This window comes from Micrococcaceae bacterium Sec5.7 (assembly GCA_039636785.1).
GTDB lineage: Bacteria > Actinomycetota > Actinomycetes > Actinomycetales > Micrococcaceae > Arthrobacter.
On sequence record CP144169.1, the window covers coordinates 251529 to 270541 of the forward strand.

The 19013-nt window shown below is 64.2% G+C and carries 17 protein-coding genes; 9 read left to right on the forward strand and 8 right to left on the reverse strand.

What is annotated here, in order from left to right:
* Positions 1 to 45: 45 nt before the first annotated feature.
* The 3 genes from ahcY to V3C33_01085 all read right to left on the reverse strand — a co-directional run bounded on the left by ahcY (position 46) and on the right by V3C33_01085 (position 2334).
* Positions 46 to 1533, reverse strand: a complete 1488-nt coding sequence (gene ahcY / locus V3C33_01075; protein ID XAS67956.1) for an adenosylhomocysteinase — start codon at positions 1531 to 1533, stop codon at positions 46 to 48.
* 61 nt (positions 1534 to 1594) lie between these two features.
* Positions 1595 to 1867 carry a Trm112 family protein gene (locus tag V3C33_01080; protein ID XAS67957.1) on the reverse strand — a complete coding sequence of 91 codons (273 nt, stop codon included), beginning with the start codon at positions 1865 to 1867 and terminating at the stop codon, positions 1595 to 1597.
* Between the two features lie 77 nt (positions 1868 to 1944).
* Entirely contained in the window at positions 1945 to 2334 is a 390-nt protein-coding gene (locus V3C33_01085; protein XAS67958.1) for a DUF3499 domain-containing protein, read from the reverse strand.
* A gap of 120 nt (positions 2335 to 2454) precedes the next feature.
* On the opposite strand from V3C33_01085, the gene V3C33_01090 reads away from it, so the two are divergent.
* Positions 2455 to 2970, forward strand: coding sequence for a metallopeptidase family protein (locus V3C33_01090; GenBank protein ID XAS67959.1), 516 nt, complete (start codon positions 2455 to 2457; stop codon positions 2968 to 2970).
* Between the two features lie 33 nt (positions 2971 to 3003).
* Here the strand turns inward: V3C33_01090 and V3C33_01095 are convergent, their stop codons facing one another.
* From V3C33_01095 to V3C33_01105, 3 genes are read right to left on the reverse strand one after another with little or no spacing between them, the layout of a single operon-like run.
* Positions 3004 to 4812, reverse strand: coding sequence for a DUF5719 family protein (locus V3C33_01095; GenBank protein XAS67960.1), 1809 nt, complete (start codon positions 4810 to 4812; stop codon positions 3004 to 3006).
* Positions 4805 to 8149 (reverse strand): glycosyltransferase family 2 protein, encoded by a 3345-nt coding sequence (locus V3C33_01100; GenBank protein XAS67961.1) that lies wholly within the window; start codon positions 8147 to 8149, stop codon positions 4805 to 4807. The genes V3C33_01095 and V3C33_01100 overlap by 8 nt, the downstream gene beginning before the upstream one ends.
* Before the next feature lie 11 nt (positions 8150 to 8160).
* Positions 8161 to 8706 (reverse strand): WhiB family transcriptional regulator, encoded by a 546-nt coding sequence (locus V3C33_01105; protein XAS67962.1) that lies wholly within the window; start codon positions 8704 to 8706, stop codon positions 8161 to 8163.
* A 370-nt stretch (positions 8707 to 9076) separates the two neighbouring features.
* Here V3C33_01105 and V3C33_01110 point away from each other — a divergent pair, with 370 nt between their 5' ends.
* A complete protein-coding gene (locus tag V3C33_01110; GenBank protein XAS67963.1) occupies positions 9077 to 9775 on the forward strand; it encodes a TIGR03089 family protein in 699 nt (232 codons plus the stop codon).
* A 55-nt stretch (positions 9776 to 9830) separates the two neighbouring features.
* Here the strand turns inward: V3C33_01110 and V3C33_01115 are convergent, their stop codons facing one another.
* Positions 9831 to 10388 (reverse strand): GtrA family protein, encoded by a 558-nt coding sequence (locus tag V3C33_01115; GenBank protein ID XAS67964.1) that lies wholly within the window; start codon positions 10386 to 10388, stop codon positions 9831 to 9833.
* A gap of 181 nt (positions 10389 to 10569) precedes the next feature.
* Between V3C33_01115 and V3C33_01120 the strand changes: the two genes are divergently transcribed.
* The 5 genes from V3C33_01120 to V3C33_01140 all read left to right on the forward strand — a co-directional run bounded on the left by V3C33_01120 (position 10570) and on the right by V3C33_01140 (position 16273).
* Positions 10570 to 11766 carry a 5-(carboxyamino)imidazole ribonucleotide synthase gene (locus V3C33_01120; protein ID XAS67965.1) on the forward strand — a complete coding sequence of 399 codons (1197 nt, stop codon included), beginning with the start codon at positions 10570 to 10572 and terminating at the stop codon, positions 11764 to 11766.
* Positions 11763 to 12350: a 5-(carboxyamino)imidazole ribonucleotide mutase gene (gene purE, locus V3C33_01125; GenBank protein XAS67966.1), complete on the forward strand. Its 588-nt coding sequence runs from the start codon at positions 11763 to 11765 to the stop codon at positions 12348 to 12350. The genes V3C33_01120 and purE overlap by 4 nt, the downstream gene beginning before the upstream one ends.
* Before the next feature lie 10 nt (positions 12351 to 12360).
* On the forward strand, positions 12361 to 14001 hold the full coding sequence (locus V3C33_01130; GenBank protein XAS67967.1) for an LCP family protein: 1641 nt from the start codon (positions 12361 to 12363) through the stop codon (positions 13999 to 14001).
* A gap of 72 nt (positions 14002 to 14073) precedes the next feature.
* Positions 14074 to 15324, forward strand: coding sequence for a mannose-6-phosphate isomerase, class I (gene manA / locus V3C33_01135; GenBank protein ID XAS67968.1), 1251 nt, complete (start codon positions 14074 to 14076; stop codon positions 15322 to 15324).
* Positions 15325 to 15328: 4 nt separating this feature from the next.
* Positions 15329 to 16273 (forward strand): peptidoglycan bridge formation glycyltransferase FemA/FemB family protein, encoded by a 945-nt coding sequence (locus V3C33_01140; GenBank protein ID XAS67969.1) that lies wholly within the window; start codon positions 15329 to 15331, stop codon positions 16271 to 16273.
* Between the two features lie 177 nt (positions 16274 to 16450).
* Here the strand turns inward: V3C33_01140 and glpX are convergent, their stop codons facing one another.
* On the reverse strand, positions 16451 to 17473 hold the full coding sequence (gene glpX / locus V3C33_01145; GenBank protein ID XAS67970.1) for a class II fructose-bisphosphatase: 1023 nt from the start codon (positions 17471 to 17473) through the stop codon (positions 16451 to 16453).
* Positions 17474 to 17694: 221 nt separating this feature from the next.
* Between glpX and V3C33_01150 the strand changes: the two genes are divergently transcribed.
* Both V3C33_01150 and V3C33_01155 read left to right on the forward strand, forming a co-directional pair.
* On the forward strand, positions 17695 to 18366 hold the full coding sequence (locus V3C33_01150) for a DUF4245 domain-containing protein (GenBank protein ID XAS69609.1): 672 nt from the start codon (positions 17695 to 17697) through the stop codon (positions 18364 to 18366).
* 9 nt (positions 18367 to 18375) lie between these two features.
* Complete coding sequence (locus tag V3C33_01155; GenBank protein XAS67971.1) at positions 18376 to 18990, forward strand: carbonic anhydrase; 615 nt, start codon at positions 18376 to 18378, stop codon at positions 18988 to 18990.
* The last annotated feature ends 23 nt before the right edge of the window (positions 18991 to 19013 follow it).

The window sequence follows — 19013 nt, forward strand, 5'->3', positions numbered from 1 at the left end:
AACCCACCGGACCCCGGCCGCGGCGCGTTGCTGGTGGGCGTGTTGCTAGTAACGGTAGTGTTCCGGCTTATACGGGCCGGCAACATCAACGTCCAGGTACTCAGCCTGGTCCTTGGACAGCTCTGTCAGCTCCACGCCCAGGGCGCTGAGGTGAAGCCGCGCCACCTTCTCGTCGAGGATCTTGGGCAGCACATAGACCTGGTTTTCGTATTCACGCTCGCCCTCAGGCTGGTCCTTCTTGGTGAACAGCTCAATCTGCGCAATTGTCTGGTTCGCGAAGGAATTGCTCATCACGAAGGAAGGGTGGCCGGTGGCGTTGCCGAGATTGAGCAGGCGGCCCTCGGAGAGGACAATGATGGACCGCGCGGAAGACCCATCGGCGTCAGCCGCCTCAAAGACCCACTCATGGACCTGCGGTTTGATCTCGACCTTGGTGATGCCCGGAAGTTTCGCCAGCCCCGCCATATCGATCTCGTTGTCGAAGTGGCCGATATTGCCAACGATCGCCTTGTTCTTCATGCCCGCCATGTGATCGGCCATGATGATGTCTTTGTTTCCCGTGGTGGTGATGAAAATATCACCCAGTGCCAGTACCGACTCCAGCTTGGCCACCTGGTAGCCGTCCATGGCCGCCTGCAGCGCACAGATGGGATCGATCTCGGTGACGATCACCCGTGAGCCCTGGCCGCGGAGTGCTTCCGCAGCCCCCTTGCCGACGTCCCCGTAACCGCAGACAACCGCAACCTTGCCGCCCATGAGCACGTCAGTTGCCCGGTTCAGTCCGTCCGGCAGGGAGTGGCGGATGCCGTATTTGTTGTCGAACTTGCTCTTGGTCACGGAGTCGTTGACATTGATCGCCGGGAACAGGAGCTTGCCTTGCTCTGCGAGCTGGTACAGCCGGTGCACACCTGTGGTGGTCTCTTCGCTGACTCCATGGATTCCTGCTGCGAGCCTGGTCCACTTCTGCGGGTCCCCGGCAAGGGCCTTGCTGAGCACATCGAGGAAAATGACGAATTCCTCGGCGTCGTCCGGGCTGGCGGAGGGAACCGCACCGGCAGCTTCGAATTCAACGCCGCGGTGCACCAGCATTGTGGCGTCCCCGCCGTCGTCGAGGATCATGTTCGGGCCAAGCTCAGGGTTGGCCCCGGCGCCAGGCCAGGTCAGGATCTGCTCCGCCGTCCACCAGTATTCCTCGAGCGTCTCGCCTTTCCAGGCAAATACCGGTACACCCTGCGGATCCTCCACGGTGCCGTTGCCTACGACTACCGCGGCGGCTGCTTCGTCCTGGGTGGAGAAGATGTTGCAGGAAGCCCAGCGGACCTCTGCTCCAAGAGCCGTGAGCGTTTCGATCAGCACGGCGGTCTGGACTGTCATGTGCAGCGAACCGGCAATGCGCGCGCCCTTCAGCGGCTGGCTGGCGCCGAACTCCTCACGGAGGGACATCAGTCCGGGCATCTCATGCTCAGCCAGGCGGATCTGGTGCCGGCCGGCCTCAGCCAGTGAGATGTCGGCAACTTTGAAGTCGAGAGTCATGTGGATCCTTTGCTGTTTCCGGCGGTGTAGCGTCTGCGGACGTTGTGGCGGCTTGTGTCGCCTAAACGGTTTCGGCGGGGAAACCGGTTTCGGCGGGGAGAACGGGTTCGGCGGCGGGAAGGGGAGCATCATGCTGGTCCGAACGGGCGGCGTTTGCAGCCGGCAACAGCTCGGGCGGAAGGAGCAGGGGGATACCGTCCTCTATGGCATACCGCAGCTTGTCACCGGACTCAGCGGCCGCCGTCGTGACGAGTTCCTCGCCTTCCTGGACCAGCGGCGATCCGGTGACCGGGCACCGCAGGACGGACAACAGTTCAGGACTGATCTTTGGCATGGTGGATGCTCCCTGATGGGCGCGCGGGCGCCGGTGGCTGACTGATTTGCAGCTTCCAGCCTACCGCCAGTTGCGCTTCAGGACGGTTCGCGCAGGACACGGAGATGACCGCGGCGGGCACCTTCCACGCCGGCAGGGGCTTCGAGCGCGGGGTGAGCATTCCGGTGGGTCTGGGACGGGCCGGGTGACGCCGGGCGCGACGCCGCTTCACGGACCGCATTGGCCAGCGCCAGGAGATCATCGGGTCCGGGTTGCGGCGGGTTGGCCGGCATGGCCAGCCGCAGCACTTCCCAGCCACGCGGGACGGTCAGGGAGCCGGCATGCTGTTCGCACAAATCGTAACAATGCGGCTCGGCATAGGTGGCCAGCGGCCCCAGAACGGCGGTGGAGTCGGCATACACGTACGTCAAAGTGGCCACCGCGGACTGGCGGCAGGCTGACCTTGAACATTGACGAATAGCACCCACGACATCACAGACTACTCCCAGATTGCATCATTTTCCCGCATTGCATCCTGCCGCGCCACGACACCTCAGGCCGGTGCCGATTATGTCGCGTAAATCATTCGGCTGGTTTACAGTCGATATATGCAGTCATCGCACCAAGATCCGGCTTTTACGGTCCGGTTGGCTGATCCCGACGCCGCACCGGGCGACGCCGGCTCCGGCCCCGCAGGAAAGAGCTTCGCGCTGCGTCGCAGGAACCGTCATGGCCGTGGCCTGCGCGGCGAACTGACGCTCCCCACTCTGCCCGGCTACCGGACGCGATCCGAGCGTTTCGACGACATGGTGGTGGACTCCGCGCAGCGGCTTCACGACATCTGGGGGAAGCCGCTGGACGGCGTCCGCTTCGCCGTGGATGAGATCCCGCCTGGTCTGGAACAACTCGTGGCTGACTCCTCAACCGCGCCCATGGGAAGGTACGCGCCGCCCACCGAAGATGAAGGACCGGTTATCACTCTTTACCGCCGGGTGGTGGAACAGGCCTGCGGCAGCCGGGAGGAACTGCAGGATCTTGTTCACGATGTTGTGGTTGAGCACACGGCCGAGATGCTTGGAGTGGCACCGGAAACCCTGGACCCCGTTTACCGCCGCCGGTACTAGCCCGTTCCCCCGCTGTGCCCGGGCCGGATCCGGCTAGTACCCCAGCGTGACCGCTATTTTTTCCTGCCCCGAGGCGCCCGGCGCCACAGCCACTGTGGACACATCATCCCGGCCGTCCCTCTGGAGCAACAGCGCACCGTAGGCAGCGCCACCCGTGGCAGAAACCACATACCCCACCACGGCGGAACCCCCCACCTTGTCCGGGACGTTGATGGACGAGGTAGTGTCGCCGGCTATGTCGGCCGTTGCCGCGGTTCTGATTTTTCCGTCTGCGGTAATGGGGGTGTAGGTGATTGTGCCACGGTCCTCCAGCGCACCGAACACCAGAATCCTGTCGCCGCCGTGGGGCAGTGGCACCACGTGCTGGCTGCCCAATCTGGCCCCGGACGGGGACCACGCGAAGTCGGAGCCCTGATCGGACTTGAGCCCGCGGGTAACCCGCGTTGCGGCGACGAACGATACATCCGAACTCGTCGCCACGGTGTAGTGGCCCGCAGGGATGCCGGCAAGGGACACCTCAGTCACCGAACCGGCTTTGGCTGTGACAACGCCGCCCGCAGGAAGCGCCTTCTGGCCGTCCCGGCCGAACAGTTTGATCTCCACGACTGCGTCCGAGGGTCCGGGAACCGTGAGCTGAAGTGCGGGCCCCGCATCTGCGAACCCCGGCTCGGCCAGGACTTCTTCGACGGCGGCAGGATCCTGGATGTCGACGCCGGTCATCACCTGGCGTGATGCCGGAGACGTTCCGGGAGAGATGAAATCCACCCCTCCGGGTATGAGCCCCCTGAGGACGCTTTGCTGGATTACGGCGGACACCGGTCCACCGGCACTGCGGGCATGCACGCTCAGCTGCTCTTCGCCGGGGGCAAGACCTGCCAGGATGACGGACCGTGTTGTGCCCGGAGCAACCAGAAGCCCGCGGCTGCCCGGAGCCTGGATCTGCCCCCCTTTGCCATAGAGCTCGAGGCTTACTGTAGCGGGAGTGCTGGAGGCGTTGCTGAGATTGAGCACCGAAGTACGTCCCAGGGCCGTATTGGCGCCCACCAGCCAGAGATCATTCGAAGGCTGCTGGCATGCAGCGGTGGCTGAACCCTGGAGATCCCCGTCCGTGGCTGTGTAGCTCACCACTGCCCCCGCAGATGCCTGCTGGTTGCCGAGCGCGTCCGCGCTCAGCACACTGGCGGCGTCAACAAAGCGTTGCGGAACAATGCCGGCCACCAGCTGGCCCGCCCCTTCGCCCGGAGTTGGCGTAACGGGTTTCTTTGCAATTTCGACGGCGGTTTTGCCGTCCAGCGCAGAAAGTCTGCTGCCGGGAAGCACACCACCGGCGGCGCTGACAACGGCGGCGCTGACCGCGGTCTGCGCCGTCGCAGACTCGGGACTGAACTGCGGATCAGTGCCAACCGGGGCGCCTTCGAGGAGCCTGGCCGGGCCCGGGCAGACGCCAACGGTGCTCCCTGCCGGTACAGCCGCCAGCGGAGCCTCGAGCGGGCGGCTCCCGGCCGGCTGCGGACCCAACGAAGCGGCTGCCACCACCCCTCCTCCGGCGGCAACAATCACAACTGCGGAAACCAGGCCTGCCAGAAGACCGCCACGCGATGCTCTCCTTGCCGGTTTCGCCGTGACAGGCACCTCAGGCACCTCAGGCACCTGGGGTACCTCAGGCATCTGCGGTACCCCAGGCACCTCAGGCACCTCAGGCACCTCAGGCATCTGCGGTACCTGGGGTACCTGGGGTGCCTCCGGTGCCCCGGGCAGCTCTGGCGCTGCCCGACTGCCCGGTACCTCCGGTGACTTTGAAGGCTCCGGCGGTGTCACGCCGTCGTTCTTGTCCTTATGCATTCTGGTGTTCCTTACGCAACGAGCCTTCGTCCCTGGAGAGGCCGGTATTGGGGCGGCGGGCCGGCATAGGGATGGCCAGCAGCACGGTGAGGCCGATGACAGCTATCTGCGCCATGCCGGTCCACAGCGCCCATGGGTTTTCGTAGCGGATGGTCAGCTGCCCGGCGTCCGGCGGCAGGGTAAACGCCTGCGCCCAGCCGGACGTTGTGGACGTCAGTTTCCGCCCGTCAAACCAGGCGCTCCAGCCCGGATCGGAGCGCTCTGCCAGCACTATCAGGCGGCCTTCCGGGCCCTTCGGAACTGAAGTGTCGACGTCGTCGAGCCCCGACGGCAGGAGAGCAATCGCGGCGCCCTTTCCGTCAACAATCCGAACCCGGTGCGCAACGTCCGCCGGATTAAGGACGGGCTGGTTCAGCGGAGTGATCCGCCACAGCCAACCGACATCTGTCTGTCCTACCGCAACGAGTCCGGGCACCGCATCCATACGGCTGGCCGTCAGCTGCGCTGCAGTGTCCGACGCCCTGAGGACAATAAATCCGGCGCCCAGGCGCTCCAGCTCGGGTCGTGGATCCACGCCGCGGCCCGCTACCACGGTGGCCACCGCACTGCGTATGGCCGTAGTGACGTCGTCGTCGTCCCTGACCGTTTCCTTGCCGGGCTGACCCAAGATGTTGCGGGCAGCGGCGACGGTGGACAGGCTGTCCAGAGTTGTCCCCGCTCCTCGCATCAGGGCGGCGTCGAAGGCTCCGTCTTCTCCGGTACTGATCAATAACGTGCGGGTCTGTTCAGGCCCTACGCCGCGGTCGATCGCCGTAGCCGGAAGGGTTCTGGGGTTGCTCGCCTGGATCAATCTGGCCGTGCCCAGGGCGTGTCCGTCATTGGCAGCCGGGGCCCCTGCGGACGGCTGGAGCAGATTCTGCGCGGCCCACGCGGTGAGTCCGGCCAGCGGTCCCGCGAGAAGAAGCAGCATAACCAGAACCGATGCCGAGCGAAGCAGGATCTTGCGTTTTGTGGTGGCGCCCGTCAGCTTTTCGGCGAATCCGAGGAGGCTCTCGGCGCCGATCATGGCCGCTCCCAGCAGGGCAAATGCGGCCGCTGAGACGGTTGGCCCGGTAAAGGGAGTCACCAGGGTGTCTGCATTCATGCCAGTGGCAACATGTCCAGCCAGCCACCCGCCGGCCATCATGATCAGTGCGGCTACCAACAACGCGCGGGACACCCGAGTCCTCTTACCAGGGACGAAGAGCGCCGCAATGGCAAGCAGCAGCACGGGCACGCCCACCAGGAGTGCCAGCAGCAGCGCCCACGGAACGGCCTGCCCGGAAAAGACCGGAAGCCCTGCCACACCTCCACCTGCATCAAAGAGAAGCGGCTGGCCAAGGATCTGCTGCCACAGCGGTGCCGCGTCAAAGCCCAGTGGCACGCCGGGATCCGCCAACAGCGCGCGTGGACGCTCCAGGACCGAGAACCCGAAGGGAATGAACAGCGCGGCGGTGGGTAACAGCGCCCACCACACCGTGCGCCCCCGCTTTCCCGGCATCAGCCCGCACAAAACGATGACAACAACGGCCGGCAGCAGCAGTGACGGCGCCGCCGCTGTGACAATTGCCAGAGCAAGTCCGGCCGCAGCGGCTGCGGTCCACGACGGCATCCCGTTGACTCCGGGCTTCGCAGGAGCTTTTTCGGTGAAACGCCGTTCGCCCGGCGTGGGCGCCGTGAACCGGCCGTGACCGATCGCGGTGCCCGTGGCCCGCAACAGGGCGAGGACCAGCAGCGGCATCACCATGTGGGCCACGAGCGCCCCGGCCCGTCCCTGGTTCAGGGCAATTTGCAGGGCCGGTGCTCCGGCCCAGATGAGGGCTGCCACCATCCTGAACCGGCGCCGGGACGTCACCGCGCCGGATGCAAACCAGGCCCCTAGCCCGGACAACGGCATGGCCAGCAGCAGGAGCCAGGTCATGGCGCCGTTGGCGTCGCCCCCGCCGAACAGCCCAAGCAGCCAGAGGAGATACCCGAAGGGGTCTCCCCTGCCGGGCAGACCAGCTCCAAGGCCGATCCACCAGCTGGATGCATGATGCCAGATTTCACTCATGGACGTAGAGACCGGCAGCAGGGCACCGCCGGACACGGCATCGGCCCGGAAGAGGCCGAACAGGCCTACCAGTGAAGCCGCCGCCGTGAGGATAACGGCAAAGAGGGCGCCATTACCCACCCACCCGCGTTCAGCGGTGGTCAGTGCCGCGAAGTCGTCGGTTGAATCGCCGCTGGGCTGATCCGCGAGCGGACCATTTTCGCTGCTGTCCCGCGGCGAAGCATCTGAACCCAGCGCTTCCATGAGCGAACGCCGATGATTCCAGACCTCGCGCCGTGGCGTCTGCAGGCCGTTGATCACCGATCGGCGGATCTTGCGGGTGCCGGCTGCGGTCCGTATCCCCCGTACCACCGCTCGAGGGCGTCCCAGTGCGGCGAACGTTGCCAGAAGTTGTGAGAAGCCGTGCCCGGGATCCTTAACCGCGATGCTGAAGACCAGTTTGAAAATGCTTCCGAGTAAAGCACCCACAGCGTGGAAAGGGACCTTCCACAGCGGTGCGTGCTTCAGCCGCAGGTGGACCTGGGCCTTGCGTGCGGCGGAAGGGGTGCCAAGGCCATGCGGCCTGGGCGCCACATGGAACATCCGCGCGCCGGGCACCACCACCACCCGGTGTCCGGCCAAGCGGTTGCGCCAACAGAAGTCGACGTCGTCGCCGGTGCCGGGGAGCGCAGGGTCAAAGCCCTTGAGCTGCTCCCACACGTCACGCCGGACCAGCATTCCGGCGGAATTCACAGCGAAGGCATCGCTCCGGCCGTCGTACTGACCCTGGTCGAGCTCATCGGCGTCAATAAGGGTGAGCCGTTCTGCCCAACGGCTCGTGGACAGGCCGACGTCGATCAGCCGCCGCCCGGCATCCCAATCCAGCTGTTTACAGCCGGCAACCGTGACGGACGGTGCGCGTTCGACGGCGTTAAGCAGCTCAGCCAAGGCTTCGGGCGCAGGTGCTGCGTCGTCATGAAGAAGCCAGATCCATTCCGAGGCCGCGCGGGACGTTTCCGGCTTCCAAGGGGCCAGCGCGGCAAGCCCTGCCCTGACTGCTCCGCCCATCCCGCTTTTGGTGTTACTGAAGCCTGTGACGTTGGCTGTGCCGAACGCCCTTTCAAGGAGGGCGGCGGAGTCATCCCGCGAACCGGTGTCCACCCCGATAAAGGCGTCCACCGGCCGGTTCTGATCCGCCACCGCAGCCAGGGTCCTGGGGAGATAGTCCCCTCCGTCATGGGCAACCACAACGGCGGTGACGTGCACTTCCTGAAGAATTAGACCGCTCGCTTCCTCAGCCGACGGCGCTCGCGCTCGGAGAGGCCTCCCCAAATACCAAAGCGTTCATCGTTCGCCAAAGCGTATTCCAGGCACTGGGAGCGCACATTGCAGGCACCGCAGACCTTTTTGGCGTCCCGTGTGGAACCGCCCTTTTCCGGGAAAAAAGCCTCCGGGTCCGTCTGTGCACAGAGTGCGTCGGTCTGCCATCCGAGTTCGCCTTCATCATCGAAGTCCTGCTCGAAAGGAAGTCCGATCCACGCTGGCTGGGAAGTAGCACCTGAAGTCAGTGTCCGCAGCTCCATGGGTGGATCGAGCAGCTCGTTGTCCTGCTCAGGGCTGCCCCCGAGGAGTGCTTCATGGGCCGCCAGGAATGCGGTGGCCTGGTCCTGCAGTGATTCTTTGGTGTTCTGGTTATAACGTTCCGCGGCGTCCGGATCGGCCGGATCAACATACCAATCGCCTGGCACCCCGCGTGAACGGTATTTTGCCGTTGCCTGTACGGCCACGACGGCATCTTCATGGATACGCTCAGCTTGCCCCATTGGCGTCCCTCCTGATGTTTCAGCCCTTGCCTGGATACTTTGACACTCGGTTGTGTGCCGATATCTGCGCAGTGGCTTTCGATAACTAATTACACGCGTGTAAGTAGTGGTGAGTCAAGCCGTGGCGGGATAATAATCAACCGCAACGATGATCCGGCGTCACGCCACGCCCGGGGAAGTTTTCCGGGCCGGATGCAACGCACCCCAGATTTGACAGGGGGCTGATCTTTTCTGGATGGATTCAGCGGATTGCCGGGAAAAGTACAGGTAACGCGAAGATAACGCAAGTGAAGTTACTAAATGACTGTGTTGGAAATCACAGCGGTACCGGCCCGCCTCACTGCACGCAGGAGCGTGGCAAGATGAAGCCATGAGCATCCCGGCGATCCAATTGATGACAACCCTGCGCTCCGGCCACTCAACGTCACCCCGGCTGACCTGGTACGGTCCCGACGCCGAGCGCGTGGAACTTTCCGGCCGGGTGTTGGACAACTGGGTGGCCAAGACCAGCAATCTCCTCCAGGACGAACTGGACGCCGAGCCCGGGATGCGCCTCCGGCTGGACCTGCCGGCCCACTGGAAATCGCTGATCTGGGCCCTTGCCGCCTGGCAGCTCGGGATGGAAGTGGTGCTCGACGGCGGCGCCGCTGATCTGCTGGTGACATCTGATCCGGACCATGCAGAAGGAAGTTTCGACGCCGTCATAGCGGTCCCGCTGCCGGCTCTGGCGATGCGCTGGCCAGGCGAGCTGCCCCGTGGTGTGGTTGATTACGCCACGGAGGTCCGCTCCCACGGCGATGTATTCATGGTGCACGGCGAGCCCGCTGATACTGAGTGCGCGGTCCGGGCCCTGGACGGCGTCACCCACCTGCACAGCAGCCTGATTGACGGATTCGCCGTGGGCCACGGCAACGGAGTCCGCCTCTTGGTGCGCGCCTCCGAAGGTCTGGAAGCTGCCCTGGCCAATTCAATCGGGGCTTGGATAAGCGACGGATCAGTGGTGCTGGCGCACCCCGACGTCGAGCTGACAGAAAATCTGCTCGCGGCCGAGCGGATCGACGGGAACTGAAAGACCACACCAAACGGAAGGGCCGGCGTCGGGCGTTCTGTATATAAAGGCGCGGCTACTTCCGCGGCAGTTCCGGATCCTGGGCTGCCGCCTCCGGCACATGAGCTGCCAGCTTCGCGTTGTGGTGCAGCTCGATGAGTTCGTGGTCGTGTGAGAATTCCGGCTCTGCATCCAGCTCCTTGTTGAAAACCAGGAATCGGTACGCGAAGAACCTGACCACCGTTGCCACCAGGATGCCCACCACACCAGCGCCAAAGAGCAGGTTCTTGTTTTGGATATTGAGCCCGTACTGGGCTGCCGCGGTCAGGCCAGTGGATATTCCGATACCGATGCCGTTGATGAGGACGAACATCAGGAATTCGCGCATCACGTTGTCCTGGCGGCGGTGGCGGAAGGTCCACAACCGGTTGGCGATCCAGGAAAAAATCGTGGCGATGGTGGCACCGACGAGCCGGGCCTTGGCATTGCTGTCCGTCATGGGACCATGCATCAGGTAATACGTCAGGCCGTTGTCAATGACGAACGCCACACCGCCCACAGCCCCGAACTTGGCTACCTCGCGCCAAAAAAGCGAGGCAAGCCCCCGGATACGCTCTGCAAGTGTGTTAAACATGACCCTCCATGGCCGTCTGAACTGTGGGCCACTGGGCCAAAGCACCATTTTAGCCCCCATTCCTAGGAGCTGGCCCACTGACGGACAGATGAGGCGGGCCGCCGCTCAAAATTGAAGCCAGCGCGCGCCCGCCGAACAGCGAAAGCCGGTAACCTGCCACCTCTTCTGTAGGCTGGCACATGTGACTTTTCCTGTAATCGGCGTGGTTGGCGGCGGCCAGCTCGCGCGCATGATGGCCCCAGCCGCCACTGCCCTTGGCTTTGAACTCCGCGTCCTGGCTGAAAGCGAGGACGTTTCTGCCGTTTCTGCCGTAGCCACCTCGCCCATCGGCGACTACAAAGATCTGGACGCGCTGCTCGAGTTCGCCAAGGGTCTTGATGTTATGACATTCGACCACGAGCATGTCCCCACCGGACACCTGCGGGCGCTCCAGGCTGCCGGAGTGAACGTCCAGCCCGGTCCGGACGCCCTCGTAAATGCGCAGGACAAACTGGTGATGCGTGCGGCGATCGACAACCTTGAACTGCCGAACCCCGCGTGGGCGTCCGTATCCGGCATAGCGGAACTGATCACCTTTGGCGATGAGACAGGCTGGCCTGTTGTATTGAAGATGCCCCGGGGCGGCTACGACGGCAAGGGCGTGCGGATTGTGGACTCGGCCGAAGACGCTGCCGACACCGCTGACTGGTTTCAGGCCATGAGCCCCTTGCTGGCTGAAGCCAAAGTCGATTTCAGCAGGGAACTGTCAGCTCTGGTGGCCCGCACCCCGGACGGTGAATCCCGTGCCTGGCCCGTGGTCCACACCATCCAGGTGGACGGGATCTGCGACGAAGTAATCGCCCCGGCGCAGGACATTCCGCTGGAAGTTGCCGCTGCCGCCGAAGACGCTGCCCTGCGGATCGCGAATGAGCTGGGCGTGACCGGTGTCATGGCCGTGGAGCTTTTCGAAACGCCCGGTGTGGGCGCCGGGTTCCTCATCAACGAACTCGCAATGCGTCCGCACAACACCGGACACTGGACCCAGGACGGGTCGGTCACCAGCCAGTTCGAACAGCATCTCCGGGCCGTCCTCAACCTCCCGCTCGGTGCCACGGATGTGCTGGGCCCCCTCGTGGTGATGAAGAACTTCCTGGGCGGCGACAACCAGGATCTGTTCTCCGCCTACCCCACCGCCCTGGCCAGTGAACCCGCCGCGAAAATCCACTGCTACGGAAAGTCCGTCAGGCCGGGCAGGAAAATCGGCCACGTCAATCTGGTGGGTGAATCTGCTGCCGACGTCGAATCAGTCCGGCGACGGGCAACCAGGGTGGCCAGCATCATCCGTGACGGCCGGATTCCCGTTGAAACAGCACCAGGAATTTCCGAGGAGAACGCATGAGCGCCGAATTGTCAGCTACAGATACCGGGGCAGTTGCCCGCCCCATCGTCGGTCTGGTCATGGGATCGGATTCGGACTGGCCGGTGATGGAAGCAGCAGCCGATGCCCTGGCGGAATTCGGCATACCCTTTGAGGCCGACGTCGTCTCCGCCCACCGTATGCCCATAGAAATGATCCGGTACGGCCAGACAGCCCACGAACGCGGGCTCCGCGTCATCATTGCGGGCGCGGGCGGTGCGGCCCATCTGCCCGGAATGCTCGCCTCGGTCACTCCCCTGCCAGTCATTGGCGTGCCGGTGCCGCTGAAGACGCTGGACGGCATGGACTCCCTGCTGTCTATCGTGCAGATGCCGGCGGGGGTCCCTGTGGCCACGGTTTCGATTGCAGGCGCACGCAACGCCGGTCTCCTTGCCGTGCGGATCCTGGCCTCCGGAACAGACGATCTCGCAGCCGGTCTCCGGTCCGACCTCGTCGAATTCGCCCAGGAGCTCAACGACGTCGCCACCCGCAAGGGTGCCAATCTGCGCCAGAAGGTAAGCGAAGTCTTCTCCGACGGCAACGTGGCACTCCGGGGAAGCCATTAGGGATCGGGACATGTCCAAGAGCCAATCACGCCAGCCATCGTCCGGGACCGCTTTGACGGATCCGGTCCGCCACCCGGCGGGCGCCGCCGCCCCGGTCCGGACCAAACGCGCCTTCGTGCTGCTTCTTATGACGCTTTTTGTGCCCGGAAGCGCCCAGATCGTGGCCGGCGACCGGAAGTTCGGCCGGGCAGCGCTGAGAGTCACACTCACCGTCTGGGTGCTGGTCATCCTCGCTTTGGTGTTGTTGTTCGCCAACCGTTCGCTGCTGATCAACATCATCGCCAACCCGTTCGCATCATTGCTGATCATCATCATCCTGATAGCCCTCGCAATCGGCTGGGCCGCCGTGTTTGTCAACACCTTCCGGCTGATCCGCCCGATGCTGCTGGCTCCACGCATGCGCCCCGTCGTGGGCGGCGCACTGGTCCTCGCCATGGTGCTGAGCAGCGGTTCACTCGGCTACACCGCCTATCTGCTTAACGTCAGCCGAAATGCCATCGGCAGCATCTTCAACGCCAACGGGCCTGCGATCGACCCAGTGGACGGGCGCTACAACTTTCTGATGATGGGCGGCGATGCCGGTGCGGACCGAACCGGCCGGCGCCCGGACAGCCTCTCGGTGCTCAGCGTCGATGCAGCCACCGGGCAGACTGCCATCATCTCCGTACCCCGCAATCTGCAGAACGCGCAGTTCAGCGAAGGCTCCCCGATGCGCCAGGTTTATCCGGATGGGTACAACTGCGGCGACGAATGCCTGATCAATGCCATCAACACCGAGGTCACCAACGAGCACAAGGACCTCTACCCGGGCGTCGCCGATCCGGGGGCGCAGGCAACGCTTGAAGCCGTGTCCGGGACGCTCGCCATCACGGTCCAGGCCTACGTGCTGGTGGACATGGACGGATTCGCCAAACTCATCGATGCCATGGGCGGAATAAGGATCAAAGCCGGCGGCTGGGTACCGATCAGCGGCGACATGGTCGACGAAGCCAATGGAATTCACGGCATGCCGCTCGGCTGGATTCCGGCCGGCGACCAGAAGCTGGACGGGTACCACGCCCTCTGGTACGGCCGTTCACGTGAATTCGTGGATGATTATGCCCGCATCCAGAGGCAGCAGTGCGTGCAGCAGGCCATGCTCAAGCAGCTGGATCCCGCAACCTTGCTGGCAAAGTTCGAAGACATCGCCAACGCCGGCACCAAAGTGGTCGAATCAAATATCTCCTCCGGCCAGCTGGGGAGCTTTGTGGACCTCGCCATGAAGGCCAAGGGCCAGTCAGTCAGCCGGCTCACCATCGGCCCGCCCGACTTCGATGCGTCGTTCTCCACCGTTCCGGATTTCGATGTGATCCACGAGCGGGTCAGCCAGCTGCTCGCAGCGCAGTCCTCCCCTGCGGCGGGAGCTGCGGACCAGATCCTCAGCCAGCCGGCGTCAGCCGGCGTGCATGTCATGGCGGCCCGCCAGCTTCCCGTGGCGCCATTCGCGCAGCAGACGCCGTCGCCGTCGCCGTCATCGGACTTCACCCCGGTGACCACAACGCCCGACGGCCAGCCGATCACCGAAGCGATGCTGAACCAGCTCAAGAGCGAGGGAAACGAGCAGGCAATCCGGGATCTTGTGGCCACCAACGGCCAGTGCGCCCCGCTGTAACCCGGCACCGTCGTAACCTGAACCTAGATTCTGAGCAGAAGTTACCTGAGCACAAGACAAGGACACCCGGCTGTGTACGAAATTGAAAACGTCCTCCGCCCCTACGCCTGGGGATCGACGACGGCGATCGCGGCTCTGTTGGGCAGGGCGGAGTCGGGCGGACCGGAGGCTGAGCTCTGGATAGGCGCCCATCCTGACTCGCCTTCAGTCGCACGCCGCGCCGATGGCTCAACCGTGGCGCTGGACGCACTGATCGCGGAGGATCCGGAGCACTTTCTCGGCGAAGCGGCAGTGGCTGAATTCGGCCCCAGGCTTCCGTTCCTGACCAAGGTCCTGGCCGCGGCGCAGCCGCTGTCGCTGCAGGTGCACCCCAGCCTTGAGCAGGCCAGAGCCGGCTTTGCCCGCGAGAATGCCGAGGGCCTTGCCCCTGACGCGTCCACTAGGAACTACCGGGATAACAACCACAAGCCGGAGATGATTTTTGCGCTGACTCCGTTCGAGGCCCTGTGCGGCTTCCGCCCGGCGGCCACTTCGCGGAAGATCTTCCTCCACGTGGCCGCCTGCTTCGACCTCGTGGAAACGGAAATCCCGCCGCTGGTCGTGGACCTGCTGGATGACCTCTCAGCCCCCGAGGAGAGCACCGGGCTCAGGAAGGCATTCGAGCGCCTGATAGCTGGCGGCGAAGCCGTTTCCCACGCGACTGCAATGGTCGCAGCGGCTCTGATCTCCGGCGCTCCCATGGCGCCGTACCAGGCCGAACTTTCCACGGTCGTCAACCTCAACGGCGAGTACCCCGGCGATCCAGGCGTGCTGATTTCGCTGCTCCTGAACAGAATCTCGCTGGCCCCCGGCGAGGCCGTATACCTCCCGGCAGGCAACGTCCACGCCTACCTGCAGGGCCTGGGGGTGGAGGTCATGGCGTCCTCGGACAACGTGCTGAGGGGCGGCCTGACGCCGAAGTTCGTGGACATTCCCGAGCTGCTCAAAACCATCGAGTTCGAGTCCGTGGGCGTTCCCATGCTCGGCGCGGAGATTTCCGGCCTGGGCCAGGAGCTGTACCAGCCGCCGTTCCGCGAATTCCAGTTGCAGCGTGTGGAGCTGGAGCCCGACGGCGCACCGGTACCGCTCGCACAGTCCGGAGCCGCCGTGATAATTGTGGTGGCGGGTTCGGTCTATCTGGATTCCCCCAAGGCCGATCTGCAGCTTGACCGCGGGGGCAGCGCGTTCCTGCCGGCCGCCGAGGCACCCGTGAACGTCCACCCAGTCTCCGGGGCTGCGGAAACCGCAATAGCGTTCGCTGTCACCACATCAATGAAAGCCTGATCCGGTGGAGTACTTTCTTCAGACGCAGGCCTGGGCAGATTTCCAGGCGTCCCTTGGCCGTACCGTTCACCAGCGCTCCGGTCCGGGGTGGAGCTTCCTCGCGGTGGAGGAAAAGAACCCAGCCGGCAAAGTCCTCTACTCACCCTACGGCCCTGCGGCTTCTTCGCTGGAGGCGTTCGACGGCGCGCTGGCAGCTTTGGTGGACGTGGCCACCTCATGCGGCGCTGTCTTCGTGCGGATCGAGCCCGTGGGTCTGGAGACGGCCGGGGCTCCGGACGCCCTCCGGGGCCGGGGATTGCAGCCTGCCCCCGTTAACCAGCAGCCCGAGCTGAGCCGGATTGTTGACCTGGGGCCTGAATTCAAAGAAGTCCTGGCCGGCATGAAGCCCGTCAACCGGAATCTCTACCGGAATATCCACAAAAAGGGTGTCACCTTTCGCTCCTCGCAGGATCCCAGCGAAATCGGCATCCTGCTGGAGTTCCTCCACCTGACGGCGGCGCGCAACGGTTTCAAGCCCCAGAGCGACGACTACCTTACCCAGGTAGCCACGTCGCTCATGCCCGCCGGCGCTGCCACACTTTTCGTGGCCGAGCTGGAGGAGTCCCCGATCGCCGCGGCTCTTGCCTACGATTCCGCAGACACCCGGACCTACGCCCATGCTGCTTTGGACGATACCCACCGGAAGCTCAGCGCCGGTATCCCCTTGCTGGTGACGCTGATGGCCGATGCCAAGGACAAAGGCCTCAAGCACGTGGACCTCTGGGGTGTGGCACCGGAGAACCAGCCCGGCCATAAGTGGGCCGGATTCACGGCGTTCAAGAAGTCCTTCGGCGGGCGCGAAATCGCCTACCCCGGAACGTGGGACCTGCCCGTCAACAAACCGCGTTACGCCGCCTACCAACTGGCGCGGAAGCTCCGAGAAACGATAAAGGCGCTCCGCCGCCCCTAACCCCCAAACGCCTGCGGGCGCAGAAGGCGCGGCTAAAACGTTTTTCAACAGCCCGACGGAAGACTTTCCGCGGGCGCCAAAAAGGGCGCCACATCGCGAGAGCGGCATCAAATCGACGAGGAACGAGGAGATAGCCGCAAAGCGATCGCGGCGCCCTTTGGGCGCGTATCCGCGAGACTAGTTCTTGCGGGCGTAGCCTTCCCACTTGCTGGCCTGGTGCTCGCCGTCCACAAAGCGGATCGTGCCGGACTTGGACCGCATGACGATCGACTGTGTCAGGACCTTGTCCTTGGAGTAGCGCACGCCCCTGAGGAGGTCGCCGTCGGTGATGCCGGTGGCGGCGAAATAACAGTTGTCGCTGGAGACGAGGTCATTGGTGGACAGCACACGGTCGAGGTCGTGGCCGGCGTCTATCGCTTTCTGCTTCTCGTCATCGCTGGTAGGCCAGAGCCGGCCCTGGATGACGCCGCCGAGGGATTTGATGGCGCAGGCCGCAACGATGCCTTCCGGCGTTCCGCCGATGCCCATCAGCGCATCGACGCCAGTACCGGAGCGGGCAGCAGCGATGGCGCCGGCGACATCGCCATCCATGATGAACTTGGTGCGGGCGCCGGCTTCGCGGATTTCCTCCACGAGCGGGCGGTGACGGTCGCGATCCAGGATCATGACGTTCAGCTGGTTGACCTTGACGCCCTTGGCCTTGGCGATGAGGTGCAGGTTCTGCTTGACGGGCAAACGCAGGTCCACCATGTCCGCAGCTTCGGGCCCGGTGACGAGCTTCTCCATGTAGAACACGGCTGAGGGGTCAAACATGGAGCCGCGTTCGGCTACGGCCAGGACGGCCAGGGCGTTGTTGATGCCGAGGGCGGCCAGGCGGGTACCGTCGATGGGATCGACGGCGACGTCACACTCAGGACCTGTGCCGTCCCCGACGTGCTCGCCGTTGAATAGCATGGGCGCTTCGTCCTTCTCGCCTTCGCCGATGACCACAACGCCGTTGAAGTGGACCGTGTGAAGGAATGAACGCATGGCGTCAACTGCGGCGCCGTCTGCTTTGTTCTTGTCGCCGAAGCCAACCCAGTGCCCGCCGGCAATGGCCGCGGCCTCGGTGACACGGACCAGTTCCAGTGCAAGGTTGCGGTCAGGCTCGTCAATTCCGACGGCAAGAGAGGGGGAAAGAGTTGAATACTTCTGGGTCATGGACGCTGGTGACACGTGAACCTCTTCTTCGAGTGGCGATCATTGAACCCGCTCCGCCGGATTCGGGCGGCCGCGGTGATTCCTCTGGTACTGATCATAGTCGGGGCGCCCTTAGCTGGTCACGGGATGACCAACACGTGAAACGCACCACTTCCTCACCGGCGACGGGTGCAGAATGTGAGATCAGCCTTCACATAGGCGACTATAGAGGGGTGAGTGAAATGCAGGAAAAGACCACCCCCACGCATGGTGCAACCGCCGCCAGGCCAGCCGACGCCGTCTCTGACCCGGCAGCGGTCAGGCCGGTAATCCCCGCCGCCGCTGCGAAAAGGGCCAATGCCTCCGTGATCGGGATGATTATTGCCCTCGTGGTGAGCATCGCGGCCTTCCTGCCGATCGTCCTGATGAACCCCGCTCCGAAGACAGACGGCTTCCGTCCGGACATCAACGTCGGCGCGGTGGCAAAAAACGCCACGGATGTGGCGGGATTCACACCGGTGGCCCCGGACATCGGCGACACATTCAGTTCCAATTACGCACGGTGGAAGTCAGGCGCAGCCAGTGGCGTCGCCACCTGGGAAGTCGGATACCTGACGCCCAAGGAATCCTTCATCGGTCTTGTCCAGACGCGGCAGGGCAACCCCACCTGGCTTCTGCAGCAGACCAACAACGCCCCGGTCACTGGTACACGCAGCGCCGGCGGCAAGGACTGGGAGTTGCGCGACACCGGAAACGGCGAGAAAAGCATGGTGCTGCACTATCGCGGCACCACCGTTGTCCTGACCGGCACGGCGCAGCTGGAAGAGTTCACGGCTCTGGCCTCCGCCGTCGTAAAGTCTCTTGACGGCAACCCTGCAGTCACCGTTTCACCCTCAGCCACCCCCACACCGTAAGGTAAGGTCGTGGCCACTTATCTGACTCCCGCGCTGGCTTGGCGCCGCATGCGCGAAGGCAACGATCGCTTTGTTGCCGGCGAATCCTCGCACCCCAACCAGGACGCCTCGCGACGGTCCTCGCTGCTGGAGGACCAGCATCCTTTTGCGGTGATCTTCGGCTGCTCGGACTCCCGGCTCGCCGCCGAGATCATTTTCGACCTCGGCCTCGGGGATGCCTTTGTTGTGCGAACTGCAGGCCAGGTGATCGACGACGCCGTGCTGGGCTCGCTCGAATACAGCATCAGTGAGCTTGGCGTACCGCTGATTGTGGTGCTGGGCCATGACAGCTGCGGCGCCGTCAGCGCCACCAAGACCGCCGTGGAAACCGGGCTGATGCCTATCGGCTTCATGCGCGACCTCGTGGAACGCATCACGCCGTCTGTGCTTGCGTCGCTGCGCAACGACCAGCACGAGGTCAACGACATGGTGGTGGAACACGTCAAGCAGACCTCGCAGCGCCTCGTGGACAGCTCGCGTGTGATTTCCGCCGCAATCGAAAACGGCCGGGCCGCCGTGATCGGCCTGTCGTACAGCCTGGCGCAAGGCCGTGCGGAAGTGGTTTCCGGCATCGGCGAACTCTAGGCGGCGGCTCCACGGGCCCGCCG